A 17571-nucleotide genomic window follows, 5' to 3' on the forward strand; every position below is an offset into this window, starting at 1 on the left:
GACGGACGAGTGGACTTTACCTACGATGAGCCAGGCTCGGGTTACCGAGAGCCATGGGGAGGCTGAGTGTCCACTGTCGTCATCAAGCGGCCGCCGCGCCGCCCTGCACCGGAGATCCCGGCCGGCGAGCTGCCCGTGGAGGCGCCGCCGGAGATACCCGCGGTGGCCGGCGGGCGCTGGCAGCAGGCGCTGATGGTGCTGCCGATGCTCGGCGGGACGGTGGCCATGGCCATGATGTTCGGCCGGGGCGGCGGGGCCTACTCGTACGTGGTGGGCGGCATGTTCGGGCTCTCCTCGGTGGCGATGCTGGTGACCTCCTGGGGCAGCGCCGGCCCGAAGAAGTCGGAGATGATGGCCGCCCGCCGGGAATACCTCCGGCACCTCGCCGCGCTGCGCCGCCGGGTCCGGGAGACGGCCGGGGCGCAGCGGGCCGGGCTCTACTACCGGCACCCCGACCCGGGGCGGCTCTGGTCGACGGTGGACAGCCACCGGGTCTGGGAGCGCCGGCCGGGCGACCCGGACTTCGCCGTGGTCCGGGTCGGGGTCGGGCCGCAGACGCTGGCCACCCCGCTGCTCCCGCCGATCACCCGGCCGCTCGACGAGCTGGAGCCGATGACCGCGGGGGCGCTGCGGCGCTTCCTGGACGCGTACTCGGTGGTGCCGGACCTGCCGGTGGCGCTCTCGCTGCGCAGCTTCGCCCGGGTCTTCGTGCGCGGCCCGGCCGGCGGGGTCCGCGGGGCCGGCTCCCCGGCCGCCCAGGCGCTGGCCCGGGCGGTGCTCACCCAGCTCGCCGTCTTCCACGCCCCCGACGAGCTGCTCATCGCGGTCTGCGCCGGCCCGGAACGCCGGGCGGGATGGGAGTGGGTGAAGTGGCTGCCGCACGCCCACCACCCGGCGCGCACCGACGCGCTCGGCCCGGTCCGGCTGGTCACCAGCTCCGCCGCCGAGCTGGAACGGCTCCTCGACGACGTGCTGGCCAGTCGGTCCCGCTTCAGCCCGGCCGGTCCGGCCACCCACGGGCCGCACGTGGTGGTGGTGCTCGACGGCGGCGACCTGACCGGCGCCACCGACCTGGCCGGCGACGGCGGGATCGACGCGGTGACCGTGCTCGACCTGGACAGCCCGCCGCCCCGCCTGCTCGACCGGTACGCCCTCCTGCTCGACCTGCTCGACGGCCGGCTGCACTCGCACTCCGCCGACGGGCACGCCGAGGTGGGCGCGGCCGACGCGCTGGACCCGGCCGACGCCGAGGCGGTCGCCCGCCGGCTCGCCCCGCTGCGGCTGGCCGGCACGGCACGCGGACCGGACGCCCCGCCCGGCGCCGAGCCCGGCCTGCCCGAGCTGCTCGGTCTCGGCGATCCGGAGAGCTTCACCGCCGAGCAGGGCTGGACGCCCCGGGCGACCCGAGACCGGCTCCGGGTGCCGATCGGGGTGGGCGCCGACGGAGGGGCGATCGAGCTGGACCTCAAGGAGTCGGCGCAGGACGGGATGGGCCCGCACGGGCTGCTCATCGGCGCCACCGGGTCGGGCAAGTCGGAGCTGCTCCGCACGCTGGTGCTCGGCCTCGCCGCCACGCACAGCTCGGAGCAGCTCAACTTCGTGCTGGTCGACTTCAAGGGCGGTGCCACCTTCGCGCCGTTCGAGCGGCTGCCGCACACGGCCGCGGTGATCACCAACCTGGCCGACGCGCTGCCGCTGGTGGACCGGATGGTCGACGCGATCAACGGCGAGCTGATGCGCCGGCAGGAGCTGCTGCGGCGGGCCGGCAACTTCGCGAGCGTGCGCGACTACGAGCGGGCCCGGGCGGCCGGCACCCCGCTCGCTCCGCTGCCGTCGCTGCTGCTCATCTGCGACGAGTTCTCCGAGCTGCTCTCCGCCAAGCCCGACTTCATCGACCTCTTCGTGCAGATCGGCCGGCTGGGCCGCTCGCTCGGCGTGCACCTGCTGCTCGCCTCGCAGCGGCTGGAGGAGGGCCGGCTGCGCGGGCTGGACACCCACCTGTCGTACCGGATCGGGTTGCGGACCTTCTCGGCGCTGGAGTCCCGGACGGTGCTCGGCGTGCCGGACGCGCACGAGCTGCCCCGCAGCCCGGGGCACGGCTACCTGCGCTCGGGCACCGACCCGCTGGTCCGGTTCAAGGCCGCGTACGTCTCCGGCGCGGTGCGCCGGCGCGGCGGCCCGGCCGGCGGGGCCGGTGCCGCCGGCCCCCGGCTGCTCGCCTTCTCCACCCACCTGGTGCCGGTGCCCGAGCCGGCCACCCCGGCCGCCCCGCCCGCCGAGGAGGAGACCGGCGAGTCCCTGCTCGACCTGGTGGTGGGGCGGCTGGCCGGGCATGGCCCGCCGGCGCACCAGGTGTGGCTGCCCCCGCTGGACGCCGCGCCCTCGCTCGACGAGCTGCTCGGCCCGGTCGGCGCGGACCCGGTGCGCGGGCTCACGGTGGCCAACCCGGAGCTGCACGGCGCCCTCCAGGTGCCGGTGGCCGTGGTGGACAAGCCGTTCGAGCAGCGCCGCGACCTGTTCTGGCTGGCCCTGGACGGGGCGGCCGGGCACGTCGCGGTGGTCGGCACCACGCGCAGCGGCCGGTCCACCCTGCTCCGCACCCTGGTCTGTGCGCTGGCGCTCACCCACACCCCGGCCGAGCTGCAGGTCTACTGCCTGGACCTCGGCGGCGGGACGCTCGGCGCGCTGCGCGACCTGCCGCACGTCGGCGGGGTCAGCGGCCGAACCGACGACACCGCGGTACGCCGGACCGTCGGCGAGATCGCCACCCTGCTGGCGGAGCGGGAGCGGCGGTTCACCGAGGCGGGGGTGGAGTCGATGGCGGCGTGGCGGCGGCGACGGGCCGCGGCGACGGCCGGGGGCCACCCGGGCGCCGACCCGTTCGGCGACGTGTTCCTGGTGGTCGACGGCTGGAACACCCTGCGCGGCGAGTACGAGGACCTGGAACCGCTGGTCACCGAGCTGGCCACCCGGGGCCTGGCGTACGGGGTGCACGTGGTGGCGAGCGCGCTGCGCTGGTCGGACTTCCGGCCGGCGATCCGCGACCTCTTCGGCTCCCGGCTGGAGCTGCGCCTCGGCGACCCGGCCGACTCGGTGGTGGTCAAGCGCGCCCTCGCGGCGACCGTCCCCGAGGAGCGGCCGGGGCGCGGGATCACCGCAGGTGGGCTGCACTTCCTCGGCGCCGAGCCCCGGGTCGCCGGTCTCGGCGCCGAGACCGGGGACCTGGTGAAGGCGATCACCGGGGCCTGGGCCGGGCCGGCCGCGCCCCGGGTGCGGCTGCTCCCACCGGTGCTGCCCTACGCCGAGCTGGACCAGGCCGCCACCTCCGGGCTGGCCTTCCCGATCGGGGTGGCCGAGGCGGACCTGCGCCCGGTGTTGCTGGACTTCGCCACCGAGCCCAACTTCGTGGTCTTCGGCGACGCCGAGTGCGGCAAGTCCTCGTTCCTGCGCGCGCTGGCCACCTCCATCGTCCAGCGGTTCACCCCGGAGCAGGCCCGGGTGGTCCTCGTCGACTACCGGCGCAGCCTGATGGGCACCATCGAGACGGCGCACCTGATCGGTTACGGCACCGCAGCGCCGCACACGGCCGAGCTGGTCGAGTCGGCGGCCGGCTACCTCCAGGGGCGGCTGCCGGGGCCGCAGGTCACCCCGACCGAGCTGCGTACCCGGTCGTGGTGGACCGGGCCGGAGCTGTTCGTGCTGGTGGACGACTACGACCTGGTGGCCGGCGGGCCCACCAACCCGTTGCGGCCGCTGGAGGAGCACCTGCCGCACGCCCGGGACGTCGGCCTGCACCTGGTGCTGGCCCGCCGCTCGGGGGGCGCCGGCCGGACCTCGTTCGAGCCGATCATCCAACGGCTGCGGGAGCTGTCCACGGCCGGGCTGGTGATGTCGGGCGGCCCGGAGGAGGGGCCGCTCGTCGGGCAGGTGAAGGCCGGTCCGCTGCCACCGGGCCGGGGTCGGCTGGTGACCCGGCGCGAGGGCGTACGCCTGGTCCAGCTGGCCCATCTCCCACCCGGGTGACCGGAGTTGCATCGTGGCGCGCGGGAAAACCGGTAATCTCCGAGCAGCATGTGTCTGACGCGATGAAATGGCTGGGGAAATGTGACCAGGGATCGGCAGGGAGTTCCCACCGCGCCTCCCCGGCGTCTCGGCGGCCGCGCATTGCTCGCCGCGGTGGCGGTCGTGGCCGCCGTGGCCGGTCCGCTCGCCCCGCCCGCCCACGCCGCCCCGGCCACCGTCGCACCGGAAACCGCCCGGCTGGGTCCGGTGGACGAACTCACCGGGGTCGACCCGGCCCGCGACGGGCAGTGGCAACTCGCCAAGTTGCAGGCACAGACCGCCTGGCAGACCTCCACCGGTCGCGGTGTCATCGTCGCGGTGGTCGACTCCGGAGTGGACGCTTCCCACCCCGACCTGGCCGGCCAGGTGCTGTCCGGCGTCGACCTGGTCTCCGGGGGCGTCGACGGGCCCGACCCGGTGGGGCACGGCACCACGGTCGCCGGCCTCATCGCCGGGCGCAGGGACGACGACCGCGGCGCGGTCGGGCTGGCGCCGGATGCCAAGATCCTTCCGGTCCGGGTGCTCGACCAGGAGAACCGGTACGACGACGCCGGCACCGTCGCCAACGGGGTGCGCTGGGCGGTCGACCACGGCGCCCGTGTGATCAACCTTTCCCTCGGTGGCAGCGACACCAGCGAAGCCCTGGCCGCCGCCATCGACTACGCCTTCGCCCGCAACGTCGTGGTCGTCGCCTGCACGGGCAACCTGGCCACCTCGAAGGGCCGCGAGGTCTGGTACCCGGCCCGTGAGCCGGGCGTCCTCGCCGTGACGGGGCTGGACGGGAACGACAACCTCTGGTCCGGCTCCATCACCGGTCACGAGGCGGTGCTCAGCGCCCCGGCCACCGCGATCAACGGAGCCCGTCCCGGCGGATACTGGCTGGTGCAGGGCACCAGCTTCGCGGCTCCGCTGGTCGCGGCGACGGCGGCACTCGTCCGGGCCCGGTACCCGCAGATGTCGGCCGCGGACGTGGTCAACCGGATCATCACGACGGCCCGGGACCTCGGGCCCACCGGACGCGACGACCGGTTCGGCTACGGCATGGTGGATCCGGTGGCGGCGCTGAGCTCCGACGTGCCCTCGGTGCCACGCAACCCGCTCGACGACAACGGCTCCCCCGGAAAGGTGGGCTTCGGCTGGGCGCCCGGCCTCGGCCCGGACACCACCGCCGCCGGGGCGGGCGCCGACCCGTTCAGCATCGCCGCGCCGGAGCAGCAGACCCGGTGGGCGGCCCGCCCGGCCGGCCAGGTCGCCGAATCGTCCCGGGAGCGGCTCTGGCCCGGGCTCGCCCTGTTCGTCGCCCTGGTCACCAGTGCCGCGCTGGCGGTCCGCCGGCTACGCCAGTCCCGCCGCTGACCGGTCCCGCCCGTCTGACCGGGCCCCACCCTGGGTAGTGAACAGCGCATGAAAACGCCCGGCGGCCTGATTTCCACCCGCGAGCGGTCCTGGCGGCGCCGCCGCCTCGACCCGGACCATTCGCTGGGTCTCCGGCTGACCCTGGCCGCCACCGCGGCGTTCGTGGTGCTGGTGCCGTTCGCCCTGCTCGCGCTGCTGGTGCTGGACGCCTGGTCGCCGCTGTCCCGGCTGGACGCCGCGATCACCGACGCGCTGCACGGGTATGCCCTCGACCACCCGGCCTGGGTCCGGCTGACGGAGGTCTGGACCCACGTCTTCGGGCCCGGCCCGCTCCGGGTGGCCGCCGCCGGGGTGGTGGTGTGGTTGCTGTGGCGCGGCGCGCCCCGGCTGGCCCTCTGGGTGGTCACCACGATGACCGTCGGCGGGCTGCTCGGCGCGCTGCTCAAGCTGCTCGTCGGCCGGCACCGGCCGGACCTGCTCGACCCGGTGGCGCGGGCGGCCGGCTACTCCTTCCCGTCCGGGCACGCGCTGAACGCCACCCTGGCTGCCGGGGTGGTCCTGCTGGTCTTCCTGCCGTTCGCCCGGCACAGCCGGCCGTGGCGCGGCGCGCTCTGGGCGTCCGCGGCGCTGATCGCGGTGGTGACCGGGCTCAGCCGGATCGCACTGGGCGTGCACTGGGCCAGCGACGTGGTCGGCGGCTGGCTGCTGGGCGTGGCGGTGGTGGCCGCCACCACGGCCGCGTTCTCCACCTGGCGGACCCGGGTCGGCCGGCGGCCGGCGCGTGCCGCCCGGGAGGGGGTCGAGCCGGAGTTGGCCGAGCCGGGCTCGGACGGCCGCCACGCGTAGTCCGGCACTCGCCGGGGTAAAGGGCGGCTCATGTCCGATGTCGCGGTCCAGATCGCCCGGCGGGTACTGCTGCCGATCGCCCTGCTCTTCGCCGTCCTGGTGGCGTTGGGCCTGCTGGTCACCCGGGTGCTCTCGACGACCTGGCCGTTCACCGTGGAGGACGCGGTCAACCGCGAGTTGGCCGCGCACCGAACCTCCGGCTGGAACGACGTCTCGCTGGTGTTCAGCACGCTGGCCAGCACCCAACTGATCGTCGTGGTGACCGTGCTGGTGGCGCTGGTGCTGCGGCTGGTGCTGCACCGCTGGCGGGAGCCGCTCTTCCTCTGCGCCGCGGTGAGCGCGCAGGCGCTGATCTTCCTCTTCACCACGATGGTCATCGACCGGCACCGGCCGGCCGTCGAGCACATGGACGACTCGCCGCCGACCTCCAGCTTCCCCTCGGGGCACACCTCGGCCGCGATGGCGCTCTACGTCGGCATCGCGGTGCTGCTCGCGCTGCGGGCGCGGAGCACACCGGCCAAGGTCACCTGGTGGACGCTGCTCGTGCTGGTGCCGGTCGGGGTCGCGCTCACCCGGATGTACCGGGGCATGCACCACCCGAGCGACGTGGTGGCGTCCTTCCTCAACGGCGGCGCCTGCGTGGCGATCATGGCGCGGGCCGTGCTGGACCGCACGCTCACCTGGGGTCGGACCAAGGTGCCGGTCGGCCGCTCCGACGACGACGTGACCCCGGCGAGCACCGCCGCCGGCTGACCGCCGGCCGGCTCAGGTGCACTCGCCGGTGGCCACTCCCCGGGTACGCTCCGCGCCGGCCAGCGCCACCGACCGGGCCTCGGCGGCGGTCACCGCGAAGCCGGTGTTCGGGTCGTCCGCGGCGGCCGCGAAGATCACGCCGAGCACGAGCCCGTTCGAGGAGACCAGCGGGCCGCCCGAGTTGCCGCTGCGGACCAGCGCCCGGATCGTGTAGATCTCCCGGGTCACGTCACCGGCCGAGTAGATGTCCGGCCCGGTGATCCGGTCGACGTCCCGGATCCGGGCGGGGCGGGCGTCGTACGGGCCGTCGAGGGGGAAGCCCAGCACGATGGCGTCGGCCCCGGTGCCGGCCTCACCGGCGGCGAAGCGCAGGGACGGCCCGGGCAGCCCCGGGACGTGCAGCACGGCCAGGTCCCGTGCGGGGTCGTAGACGACGACGTCGCCGTCGTAGCGCTCGCCGCGCAGCTCCACCGCCACCGACCGGGTGCCCGCCACCACGTGCGCGTTGGTCATCACCCGGTCGTCGGCGTACACGAAGCCGGAGCCCTCGATGCGGCGGGCGCAGCTCGGCGCGGAGCCCAGCACCTTCACCACCGCCCGCTGGCTGTTCTTCACCACCTGGGAGTTGGCCAGCGCCGGGTCGGGCGGGGAGACCTGCCGGGACCGGGTCGGCGCGAGGTCGCCGAAGACGTCCGGGAAGCCGTTGGTGTCGACCGTGTCGCGCAGCGCCGTGGACAGTTCCTGCGCCTGGTCCGGCAGCACCCGGTCGACCACGGTGAGCAGCGCGCTGTTGCGCACCGAGGAGGCGAGCCAGGGCACCGACGAGGAGCCCAGGGGCACGGCGACCAGCCAGGCCACCAGCATGACCGCGAAGACCGAGATGATCGCGCCGCCGGCGTCGTCGACCTTTCGCCCGGCCGGCCCGGTGATGGCCGCCCGCAGGTTGGAGCCGAGCCAGCCGGCCAACGCCTGGCCCAGCACAGCCAGTCCGAAGATGGCGACCAGGGAGATCAGCACGCGGGTGCCGCTGTCGGTGAACTGCCGGGCGACCAGCGGCCCGAGCTGGAGGCCGAGCAGCGCGCCCAGGAAGAAGCCGGAGAACGACAGCGCCCCGATGACGAAGCCCTGACGGTATCCGCTGATCGCGAACACGAGCATGAGCAGGAGCAGTACGAGATCCACGGCGGACACGCCCCCAGGGTACGGGCACCGCGCCCGGAAGAAGCTGACCGCTCGCTGAACGTGACCTTCGGGTCCGCGCGGGTGACCCCCGCCGGGTCAGCGCACCGGGCTCTCGTCGACCGCGTCGGTGCCGGCCGAGGGGGCCGGGGCGGCGGCGACCGGCGGCAGCTCCACCACCCGGGAACGCGGCCACGGGCGGGCCCAGCCGCCCATCTCCAGCAGCGTGTTCAGCACCCCGGCGGTGAAGCCCCAGACCAGCATGCCGCGCACCGAGAAGGCCGGGCCGATCCAGCCGCTCGGGTGGCGTACCCGCATCCGGTTCTCCGGGTCGACCAGCTCGGCGACCGGCAGCCGGGCGACGTGCGCCACCTCGGCCGGCTCGCGCGGATGCACCGGGTGCGGGGCGTGCCACCAGGCGAGCACCGGGGTGACCACGAAGTCGCTGACCGGGATCCACAGCTTGGGCAGCTCGGCCAGCACGGTCACGCTGGCCGGGTCGAGGTCGACCTCCTCGTTCGCCTCGCGCAGGGCGGTGGCGCTGGCGTCGGCGTCCTCCGGGTCGGCCGCGCCGCCGGGAAAGGCCGGCTGCCCGGCGTGGTTGCGCAGCGTGGCGGCGCGCTGGAGGACCAGCACGTCCGGGCCGGCGCCCGGCTCCTCGCCGAGCAGCACCAGCACGGCACTCTCCCGGCCGCCGCTCTCCGGGGTGGCGAGCCGGGTGAAATCCTCGGCCCGCGCGGTGCCGAGCCGGCCGAGCAGCGGATCGAGCCAGTCCGGCGGCCGTCGGGTCACAGCCGCACCCCGAGATGGGTACGGACCAGCTCGGCCAGGCGGGCGTCGTCCAGCGCCCCGGTCGAGTCGGTGTGCCGGATCCGCCCGTCGGCGTCGACCAGGACGGTCAGCGGGAAGGAGTTGCGGCCGAGCGCCCGCTCGAACGCGTCACCCTGATCGACCAGCATGGGGAACCGGACGCCGAAGTCCTCGCCGATGGACTGCGCGCCGCCGCGGCTGTCCCGGCTGTTGACGCCGATCACCTGGAACCGGCCGCCGGCCCGCTCGCTGAGCCGCTGGAAGGCGGGCAGTTCCTTGCGGCACGGCGGGCACCAGGACGCCCACACGTTGATCACCGCGGGCCCCCGGATGTCCCGCACGTTCACCGGGGCGCCCCCGGTGAAGCAGGAAAGCGCCAGGTCGGGCAGCGGGTCCCCGGCGGCGCCGGACGGGGCCGGGCCGGAGGCCGGCGCGGCGGTCAGCGGGGCGCAGTCGGCGAACGGCGAGGGGCGCTCGGCGCGGGTGGCCGGCGCCGGGCCCGCCGGCTCGACGGTCGTGCCGGTGCAACCGGCGACCGCGAGGAGCAGCGGGACGAGCAGGTAGGCGAGCCGGTGGGTCACGGCACCTCCGCGGCGACCGCCTGCTGCGGCACCAGGTCGGGGTCGATGCCGACGGCCGCCGCCAGGTCCCCGGCGCGGGGCCCCTTGAGCAGCTTGGCCGCGGCCACCGGATCGGTCGGCCCGGTGCCGTACGCCGGGCAGAGCTTCGCCAGCGTGCAGGCGCCGCAGGCCGGCTTGCGGGCGTGGCAGACCCGCCGGCCGTGGAAGATGATCCGGTGCGACAGCATCGTCCAGTCGCGCTTCGGGTAGAGCGCGCCGATCGCGTGCTCGATCTTGACCGGGTCGGTCTCGGTGGTCAGCCGCCACCGCTGCACCAGCCGCTGGAAGTGGGTGTCGACGGTGATGCCGGGGACGTCGAAGGCGTTGCCGAGGATCACGTTGGCGGTCTTGCGCCCGATGCCCGGGAGGGTTACCAGGTCGGCCAGCCGGCCGGGGACCTCGCCGTCGTAGCGCTCGCACAGCGCCCGGCCCAGGTTGATCAGCGAGCTGGTCTTGTTGCGGTAGAAGCCGGTGGGCCGGATCAGCTCCTCCAGCTCCCCCCGGTCGGCGCCGGCGTAGTCCGCCGCGGTGCGGTAACGGGCGAACAGCTTCGGGGTGACCTCGTTGACCTTCTTGTCCGTGCACTGCGCCGACAGGATGGTGGCGACGGCCAGCTCCAGCGCGGTGGAGTGGTCGAGTTCACAGTGCGCGTCGGGGTGGGTCTCGGTCAGCACCCGGCCGATCCGCCGGGCACGGCGCGTGCGACCGAGGTCGGTCTCGGGGGAGGACGTGGTCACGCCGGTCAGCCTACGTCGCGGGGACGACGTCCCGTCGGGCCCACGCGGGTGCGGTGGTCCTCAGCCACCCGCCGACGCGCTGATCTTGCCGCTCCCGTCGAGCTTGGCGCCGGTCGTCGGGAAGTCCGACCGGCTCACCTCACGGACGAGCCCGAGGCCCCGGTCCTGCCCGTCGACGGCCGGCCGGCCCACGCTGTTCATCGCGGTCGAGGTGAACTGGCCGCCGACGAAGCGGCCCTCCGCGGTCAGCGAGACCTTCAGCACGCCACCCCAGCCCAGCCGGCCGGCGCTGTTCAGCGACTTCCCGCCGCCGGCGAAGTTGCCCAGGCTGTAGGCGATCAGGCGCCCCTTGTAGAACTCCATGCCGCGCAGCACGTGCGGGCCGTGCCCGATGACCAGGTCGGCGCCGGCGTCGATCACGGCGTGCGAGAAGCGGATCGGATCGCCCCGGTTCTCCCCGACGTACCTCTCGGTGCCCGGCGTCACCCGGGTGCGGTCGGGGCCCTCGGCGCCCATGTGCACCTGCACCACGACCAGGTCGGCCATGCCCTTGGCCATGGTGATGACCTGCTTCGCGGCGTCGATGTCGACCAGGCTGTTCGACCACGGGTACGACGAGAAGCCCGCCACGGCGACCTTCACGCCCTTGACGTCGATCACGGTGATCTCGCCGGGCGCGCCGGTGTGCTTGAGCCCGTGGGCCTCCAGCGCCGACTGGGTGTTCTCGTAGCCCTGCTGGCCGTAGTCGTAGCCGTGGTTGTTGGCCTGGTTGAGCAGCTGGAACCCGGCCGAGCGCAGGTGCGCCGCCCAGCCCGGGGGCGCCCGGAACTGGTAGCAGTTATTCGGCTTCGGGCCACACTTGCCGGCGCCGGTGTCGTCGGTGAGCGGCTCCTCCAGGTTGCCCATCACCAGGTCGCCCTTGAGCGCGGCCTTGACGTCGTCGAAGAAGCCCTTCCCGCCGTTGGCCGGGAGCCGGGACGGGGCGTTGCCCATGATCACGTCACCGGTCGCGGTCAGCGAGATGGACTTCTCGGTCGAACCGCTCGGCTTGGCGGCCTGGTCGCCCTCGGCCGGCCCTCCGGACGCGGTCGATCCCCCGCCCTGGCCCGGCTGCCAGAGGGGGCCGTCGCCGGAACCCGCGTCGCCGCAGCCGGCGACGAGCAGGACGACGAGCACCGCGCCGAAGGCGGCGGCGAGGCGCGCGCGCAGGCCGGCGGGGCGGCGGGGACGAGGCACGGAGAGGGCGGGAGCGTACATCGTGGGCGACGCTACCGTCCCGGGGACGCGACGACGAGGGCCGATCGGTCGGAAAAGCCGTCGGCCGGGCGGGGCCGGTCCACGCTCAGCCCGCCCGCCGGCGGGACCAGGGCACGACGGTGCCCGCGCCGCCGGCCAGGACGGCCGCGTGCACGGCCCGCGCCAGCGGGGCGCCCCAGGCCGAGCGGGGGCCGCCGTACGGGGCCGGATCGCCGTCGGCCGGGCAGAGCACGCTGACCGCGTCGGTGGGGGTGCCGGTGGCCGGCAACCCCAGCTCCCAGATCGCCTGGGCCTTCGCCTCGGTGGCCGTGGCCACCGCGTTGACCAGGGCGGCGTCGCCGAGCCGGGCCGGCACGTACACGACGATGTTGACCGTGCCGACCCGCTGGGCGGGGGTGGCGGGCGCGGGCGCGGCGGCCCAGACCGGCATGCCCAGGCCGACGGTCGCCCAGACCCGGACGCCGCCGTCCGTCCGGGTCACCACCTCGGTCACGTCGACCCCGGTCAGCAGCCCGACGCCGGGCCCGCCCAGGCCGAGCCCGTCGGCCAACTCGGCCAGGTGCGCGGCCGGGTCCTCCCGGTCGTACGACATCGGCACGGTGGCGTTGACCACCCACTCGCGTACGCCGATCCCCCCGCCCAGTGGGGCGGAGCCGACCGCCAGCAGCGGGGCCTCGGCCCGCCAGACCAGCAGCGGGATGTCCGACCCATCCTCGGGCCGGGTGGTCAGGAACGGCTCGCTCAGCACGCCGGTCACCCTACGATCACAGGTGGGTGCGGGTGGCGCCCACCCGCACCGGAGGCGGGATCCTAGTCCTTGACCGGGTCGGGCAGGTTACGCCCAACGATCAAGATTCCAGGGGTGCACCTCTGATTCGTGCTCATGTGCGCCTAGACTGGCGGCGCGCGAGGGATCAGCGGACGGCGGACCCGGCCGACGGACGGCACGCGCAAGCGGAGGTGCGCGATGGATGAGGTACTGGCCCGCAGCGGGATCTTCCAGGGTGTCGACCCGGAGGCTGCCGAGGCGCTCGCCAAGGAGATGGAGACGATCGAGGTCCGTAAGGGCGAGGTCGTCTTCAACGAGGGCGAGCCCGGTGACAGTCTCTACATCCTCCTGTCCGGCAAGATCAAGGTGGGGCGCCGGGCGGCGGACGGCCGGCAGAACCTGATCGCCGTGATGGGCCCGTCGGACATGGTCGGCGAGCTGTCGCTCTTCGACCCCGGCCCGCGTACGGCGACGGCCACGGCGGTCACCGACACCCGGCTGGTCCGGCTGCGCAAGCAGGCCCTGCGGCCCTGGCTGAACAACCGGCCCGAGATCGCCGAGCAGCTGCTGCGGGTGCTGGCCCGCCGGCTGCGCCGGACCAACGACTCGCTGGCCGACCTGATCTTCACCGACGTGCCCGGGCGGGTCGCCAAGAACCTGCTCCAGATGGCCGGCCGGTTCGGCACCCGCGACGGCGGCGTGCTGCGGGTGACCCACGACCTGACCCAGGAGGAGATCGCCCAGCTCGTCGGCGCCTCCCGGGAGACCGTCAACAAGGCCCTGGCCGACTTCGCCTCGCGCGGCTGGCTGCGGCTCGACGGCAAGAGCATCATCATCCTCGACCCGGAGCGCCTGGCCCGCCGCGCGCGGGTCTGACACCTCCACCCGACGTCCCGGCCCGGCCCGCCTCTGCGGTCCGGGCCGGTCCCGTCCTCGGCGCGGGGCGCGGAACCCGGCCCGGCGCAGGGACACCGAGGTCCGGGCCGGTCCCGGCTCTGCCCGGCGCAGAATTGCTGGACCATCCGCCCGTCGCGGCGGAGGCTGGGGCGATGATCGAGCGGGTAGCTGTTCTCTCCGACATCCACGGCGCGCTGCCGGCGCTGGAGGCCGTGCTGGCCGAGCCGGACGTGGCCGCCGCCGACCTGATCGTGCTCACCGGCGACATCGCGGCCGGGCCGCAGCCGGTCGAGGTGCTCGACCTGCTCGCCTCGCTCGGCGACCGGGCCCGCTGGGTCGGCGGCAACGCCGACCGCGAGCTGGTCGAGGCGCGGGGTGGGCGACCGGCCAAGATCGAGGTGTCCGACTGGGCCGCGACCCAGCTCCGCGAGGACCAGGTGGCCCGGCTGGCCGCGCTGCCGCCGACCGTCACGCTGCCCGTCGCCGGCCTCGGCGAGGTGCTCTTCTGCCATGCCACGCCCCGGGACGACGAGGAGGTCGTGCTGGTCGACTCCCGGCTGGAGCGCTGGGCCGAGGTCTTCGCCGGGCTGCCGGCCGAGGTGGGCACGGTGGTCTGCGGCCACACCCACATGCCGTTCACCCGGCTGGTCGACCGCCGCCTGGTGGTCAACCCGGGCAGCGTCGGCATGCCGTACGGGGGTGCGGGCGCCTGGTGGGCGCTGCTCGGGTCGGGCGTGCAGCTGCGCCGGACCGGCTTCGACGTGGACGCCGCCTGCGCCCGCGTGGCCGCCGAGTCACGCTTCCCGGACGCCGCCGCCTGGGCCGACGAGTACCTGCGCTCCCGCCACTCGGACGTGGACGCGCTCACCGTCTTCGGCCCGCGCGACGGCCGCTGACCGGCCACGCCCGCCCGAGATCGGGAAGTTTGTGAATACATTTCGACAGCGGCGCCGCGGGCAGCGGGTCCTGCCACCGCACCGGGTGGCGGGGCCGGCCGGGAACGACCCGGCCGGCCCCTGCGCCGGTCAGCGGTGGGTCAGGTAGTCGCGGGCCGTCTCACGCAGCCGGGCGTGCACCCCGTCGTACCCGCCGACCCCGCCCAGGTAGCGCTTGTCCACCTTCGCCACCATCGTGTAGTTCGTGTCGCACACGTTGCCGACCGGCGCCTCACCGGCCTGGCTGACCAGCTGGTACGCGTCGAGCTGGTCCAACCCGACCAGCTCGGCGGTCCAGGTGACCAGGTCGTGCTGGCTGATCCGGTAGGCGTCCTCCAGCGGGCGGGCCGAGCCGGTGGACATCAGTGCGTCGTCCGACTCCAGCCGCGGCCACGGGGTGCCGACCCCCTTGACGACGTCCACCACGACGGTGGTGTTCATGGCCGCCTCGATGCCGGTGCCGCAGACCTCGCCGTGGCCCTGCCGGCAGTGCCCGTCGCCGAGCGCGAAGAGCGCTCCCGACACGTTCACGCCGAAGTACGCGGTGACTCCGGCCCGCAGCTCCGGGGTGTCCATGTTGCCGCCGTGCGCGTCCGGGGTGATCGTCATGCGTGCCTCGAAGGCACCCGGTGCCACCCCGGCGGTGCCGTGCATCGGATCCAGCGGCAGCGCCACGGTGTAGTCGCCCCGGCGGGCCCGGTACGTCGCCGTGCCGGCGGCGACGTCGACGTCGTACCGCCAGACCAGCTCGTCGAGCGGGGGTTGCAGGGTCGCCGTGGTGTGGGTGCCGGTGAGCGCGCCGAAGTGCGGAAAGGTGGTGGACACGGCCCAGTCCCGGGCCGGCTCGATGGAGATGAAGTGCACGGCGAGGGTGTCCCCGGGCTCGGCCCCCTCGATGTGGATCGGCCCCGTCACCGGGTTGAGATACGGGAACTGGCAGACCTGCGACGGCAGGTCGTCGGTGCTCCGGACGCGCCCGCCGAAGCAGTCCTCGGTGTACAGCTCGAGGATCGTGCCCGGGCGCACCCGGAGCACGGCCTCGCGCCCGCCGAAGGTGTAGGAGAGTTCGTCCGGCTCCGGCCGGTACTTCACCACGTCGGTCTTCACTGCGGCTCCTTCACCGGCTCGTCGGTGCGGTCGTGGGCGACGTCGACCAGCGCGGCGAGCTCGGGACGCCGGCCCGTGAGGTAGAAGGCCAGCAGGACCAGCAACCCGACGCCCAACCAGACGAACCCGAGCACCTGGGCGGCGACCTTGGCGTTGATCACGACGTAGAGCAGGATCAGGAACCCGACCACCGGCACCACCAGATGCCGCAACCAGTCCCGGCTGCCGTTGCGTACGACGTAGTGGGTCACGACGGAGACGTGCAGCGCCAGGAACGCCGTCATGGCACCGAAGTTGACCAGTGTGGACATCAGTGAGATGCCGTCGTCCCGGCTGGCCATGTAGAGGCCGAGCGCCAGGGAGATGGCGGCGACGAGCAGGGTGGCGTTGGCCGGCACCTTGTGTTTCGGGTTGATCCGGGCGAGGAAGCGCGGCATCTGCCGGTCACGGGCCATCGCGTACAGCAGGCGGGAGGTCGCGGCCTGGGCGACCAGGGAGTTGGCGAAGCCCCAGGCGATCGCGGTGGCCAGGGCGGTCAGCCCGGCCAGCCAGCCCCCGCCGGCCACGCGGGCCGCGTCGTAGAACGCGGTCCCCTCGGGGTCGCCGTTGTCGAGCAGGCCGGGCGCGTCCGGCACCAGCAGGGCCGCCACCCACGTCTGCACGACGAACAGGGCACCGGCCAGCAGCAGCGCGGCGATCATCGCGCGGCCGATCTGCCGGGCCTCCTCGCGGCTCTCCTCGGCCAGCATGGAGATCCCGTCGAAGCCGAGGAAGGAGAGCACGGCGATCGACACCGCGCCGAAGACCAGCGGCCAGGAGAAGGTGTCCGCGTTGAACAGTGGCCGGAGTGAGAAGCCCGCGCCCTTGCCCTGTGCCAGCGCGATCACGCCGACGACCAGGAAGATCACGAGGATGACCAGCTCGGCGGCGAGCATCACCCGGTTGACCCGGGCGGTCATCTGAATGCCGAAGTAGTTGACGATGGTGTTGAGCACGACGAAGGCCGCCAGCCACGCCCACACCGGCACGCCGGGCACGAGGGAGTGCATGGCCACGCTGGCCACCAGGTAGAGCAGACCGGGCACGAGGACGTAGTCGAGCAGGATCACCCAGCCGGCGAGGAAGCCGACGGGCGGTGCGATGCCGCGACCGGTGTAGCTGTAGACGGAGCCGGCCATGGGGAACGCGCGGACCATCTGCGCGTACGACATGGCGGTGAACATCATCGCCACCATGCCGATGAGGTAGGCCAGCGCGACCATGCCGCCGGAGCCGGCGTACACGCTGCCGAAGATGCCGAAGGGCGCGATCGGCACCATGAAGATCAGACCGTAGATCAGCAGGTCGGTGAAGGTGAGGGTCCGGCTCAGTTCCTGCCGGTAGCCGAACCGTTCGACCTGGGCGACTGTCTCGGATGGGTCGGGAGGATGAGTCACGGCACGCCTCCTTGATCTGGTGAGGCGCACGTTAGTCCAGCCATCGACCGACAGCTAGATCTATGCGCATGGATTGTATACATCGCTCGGTCAGGGCTCAGAAAAAGTCAGGCTTGACTGTTTGTTTCGGGGACGGCACGCTGTCCCCGTGCCCACCGCATCGACCCGCGTCCCTCAACAGGAGCGCAGCCGCGCCACCCAGGCCCGGCTGCTGGAGGCGACCGTCGAGTGCCTGGTGGAGCACGGCTGGTCCGGCACGACGACGACCGTGGTGGCTGCCCGGGCGGGCGTCTCCCGCGGCGCCCAGCTGCACCACTACCCGACCAAGGCGGCCCTGGTCACCGCCGCCGTCACCCACCTCACCGAGCGCCGGGCCGTGGAGCTGCGCACCGAGGCCGCGGCGCTGCCGGCCGGCCCGCGGCGGCTCGACGGGGTGGTCGACCTGCTCGCCGCCGCCTTCACCGGGCCGCTCTTCGTCGCGGCGCTGGAGCTGTGGGTGGCCGCCCGCACCGACGCCGAGCTGCGCGACGCCCTGGTCCCCCTCGAAGCACGGGTCGGCCGGGAGATGCACCGGCTCACCGTCGAACTGCTCGGCGTCGACGAGCGGCGACCCGGCGTCCGCGAGGCGGTGCAGGCCACCCTCGACCTGCTCCGCGGCCTCGGCGTGGCCAACCTGCTCAGCGACGACTCGACCCGCCGCACCACCCTGCTGCACACCTGGAAGCGCCAGCTCGCCACCCTGCTCACCCCCGACGCCGCAGCGCCGACGCCCGGGAGCGCACGGCCGCACTGATTCCCCCGGAGGCA

The 17571-nt window shown here is 74.2% G+C and carries 15 protein-coding genes; 7 read left to right on the forward strand and 8 right to left on the reverse strand.

Annotated features, from left to right (window positions below; genetic code table 11):
- The first annotated feature begins 66 nt into the window (after window positions 1-66).
- The 4 genes from eccCa (at window position 67) to ACFYPD_RS04860 (ending at window position 7017) form a co-directional block, all read left to right on the forward strand.
- Window positions 67-4023: a type VII secretion protein EccCa gene (gene eccCa, locus ACFYPD_RS04845; protein ID WP_387108881.1), complete on the forward strand. Its 3957-nt coding sequence runs from the start codon at window positions 67-69 to the stop codon at window positions 4021-4023.
- A gap of 81 nt (window positions 4024-4104) precedes the next feature.
- A complete protein-coding gene (gene mycP / locus ACFYPD_RS04850; RefSeq protein WP_387108884.1) occupies window positions 4105-5418 on the forward strand; it encodes a type VII secretion-associated serine protease mycosin in 1314 nt (437 codons plus the stop codon).
- A 48-nt stretch (window positions 5419-5466) separates the two neighbouring features.
- Window positions 5467-6264: a phosphatase PAP2 family protein gene (locus ACFYPD_RS04855; protein ID WP_387108887.1), complete on the forward strand. Its 798-nt coding sequence runs from the start codon at window positions 5467-5469 to the stop codon at window positions 6262-6264.
- A gap of 30 nt (window positions 6265-6294) precedes the next feature.
- A complete protein-coding gene (locus tag ACFYPD_RS04860; RefSeq protein ID WP_387108890.1) occupies window positions 6295-7017 on the forward strand; it encodes a phosphatase PAP2 family protein in 723 nt (240 codons plus the stop codon).
- 12 nt (window positions 7018-7029) lie between these two features.
- Here ACFYPD_RS04860 and ACFYPD_RS04865 read toward each other — a convergent pair whose 3' ends face one another.
- The 6 genes from ACFYPD_RS04865 to ACFYPD_RS04890 form a co-directional block, all read right to left on the reverse strand.
- Window positions 7030-8208, reverse strand: coding sequence for a MarP family serine protease (locus tag ACFYPD_RS04865; protein ID WP_387108893.1), 1179 nt, complete (start codon window positions 8206-8208; stop codon window positions 7030-7032).
- Window positions 8209-8295: 87 nt separating this feature from the next.
- Complete coding sequence (locus ACFYPD_RS04870; RefSeq protein WP_387108895.1) at window positions 8296-8988, reverse strand: NUDIX hydrolase; 693 nt, start codon at window positions 8986-8988, stop codon at window positions 8296-8298.
- Window positions 8985-9587, reverse strand: coding sequence for a TlpA family protein disulfide reductase (locus ACFYPD_RS04875; protein ID WP_387108897.1), 603 nt, complete (start codon window positions 9585-9587; stop codon window positions 8985-8987). Before ACFYPD_RS04875 ends, ACFYPD_RS04870 begins: the two co-directional genes overlap by 4 nt.
- Window positions 9584-10363 carry an endonuclease III gene (nth, locus tag ACFYPD_RS04880; RefSeq protein ID WP_387108900.1) on the reverse strand — a complete coding sequence of 260 codons (780 nt, stop codon included), beginning with the start codon at window positions 10361-10363 and terminating at the stop codon, window positions 9584-9586. The genes ACFYPD_RS04875 and nth overlap by 4 nt, the downstream gene beginning before the upstream one ends.
- Before the next feature lie 60 nt (window positions 10364-10423).
- On the reverse strand, window positions 10424-11620 hold the full coding sequence (locus tag ACFYPD_RS04885) for a CapA family protein (RefSeq protein ID WP_387108903.1): 1197 nt from the start codon (window positions 11618-11620) through the stop codon (window positions 10424-10426).
- A gap of 85 nt (window positions 11621-11705) precedes the next feature.
- Complete coding sequence (locus ACFYPD_RS04890) at window positions 11706-12368, reverse strand: adenosylcobinamide amidohydrolase (RefSeq protein ID WP_387109203.1); 663 nt, start codon at window positions 12366-12368, stop codon at window positions 11706-11708.
- A 219-nt stretch (window positions 12369-12587) separates the two neighbouring features.
- On the opposite strand from ACFYPD_RS04890, the gene ACFYPD_RS04895 reads away from it, so the two are divergent.
- Window positions 12588-13265, forward strand: a complete 678-nt coding sequence (locus tag ACFYPD_RS04895; protein WP_007073398.1) for a Crp/Fnr family transcriptional regulator — start codon at window positions 12588-12590, stop codon at window positions 13263-13265.
- 173 nt (window positions 13266-13438) lie between these two features.
- Entirely contained in the window at window positions 13439-14182 is a 744-nt protein-coding gene (locus ACFYPD_RS04900; protein ID WP_387108905.1) for a metallophosphoesterase family protein, read from the forward strand.
- Between the two features lie 129 nt (window positions 14183-14311).
- On the opposite strand, the gene ACFYPD_RS04905 is transcribed toward ACFYPD_RS04900, so the two are convergent.
- Both ACFYPD_RS04905 and ACFYPD_RS04910 read right to left on the reverse strand, forming a co-directional pair.
- On the reverse strand, window positions 14312-15328 hold the full coding sequence (locus ACFYPD_RS04905; protein WP_387108908.1) for an acetamidase/formamidase family protein: 1017 nt from the start codon (window positions 15326-15328) through the stop codon (window positions 14312-14314).
- A complete protein-coding gene (locus tag ACFYPD_RS04910) occupies window positions 15325-16764 on the reverse strand; it encodes an APC family permease (RefSeq protein WP_387108911.1) in 1440 nt (479 codons plus the stop codon). The genes ACFYPD_RS04905 and ACFYPD_RS04910 overlap by 4 nt, the downstream gene beginning before the upstream one ends.
- A 148-nt stretch (window positions 16765-16912) precedes the next feature.
- Here ACFYPD_RS04910 and ACFYPD_RS04915 point away from each other — a divergent pair, with 148 nt between their 5' ends.
- Window positions 16913-17557, forward strand: coding sequence for a TetR/AcrR family transcriptional regulator (locus ACFYPD_RS04915; protein WP_387108913.1), 645 nt, complete (start codon window positions 16913-16915; stop codon window positions 17555-17557).
- The last annotated feature ends 14 nt before the right edge of the window (window positions 17558-17571 follow it).

The organism is Micromonospora sp. NPDC005299, assembly GCF_042872345.1.
GTDB lineage: Bacteria > Actinomycetota > Actinomycetes > Mycobacteriales > Micromonosporaceae > Micromonospora.

Coding starts and splice junctions, on each gene's coding strand:
- ACFYPD_RS04860 (WP_387108890.1), top strand. CDS start 6,295: ATGTCCGATGTCGCGGTCCAGATCGCCCGGCGGGTACTGCTGCCGATC.
- ACFYPD_RS04885 (WP_387108903.1), bottom strand. CDS start 11,620: ATGTACGCTCCCGCCCTCTCCGTGCCTCGTCCCCGCCGCCCCGCCGGC.
- ACFYPD_RS04895 (WP_007073398.1), top strand. CDS start 12,588: ATGGATGAGGTACTGGCCCGCAGCGGGATCTTCCAGGGTGTCGACCCG.
- ACFYPD_RS04900 (WP_387108905.1), top strand. CDS start 13,439: ATGATCGAGCGGGTAGCTGTTCTCTCCGACATCCACGGCGCGCTGCCG.
- ACFYPD_RS04855 (WP_387108887.1), top strand. CDS start 5,467: ATGAAAACGCCCGGCGGCCTGATTTCCACCCGCGAGCGGTCCTGGCGG.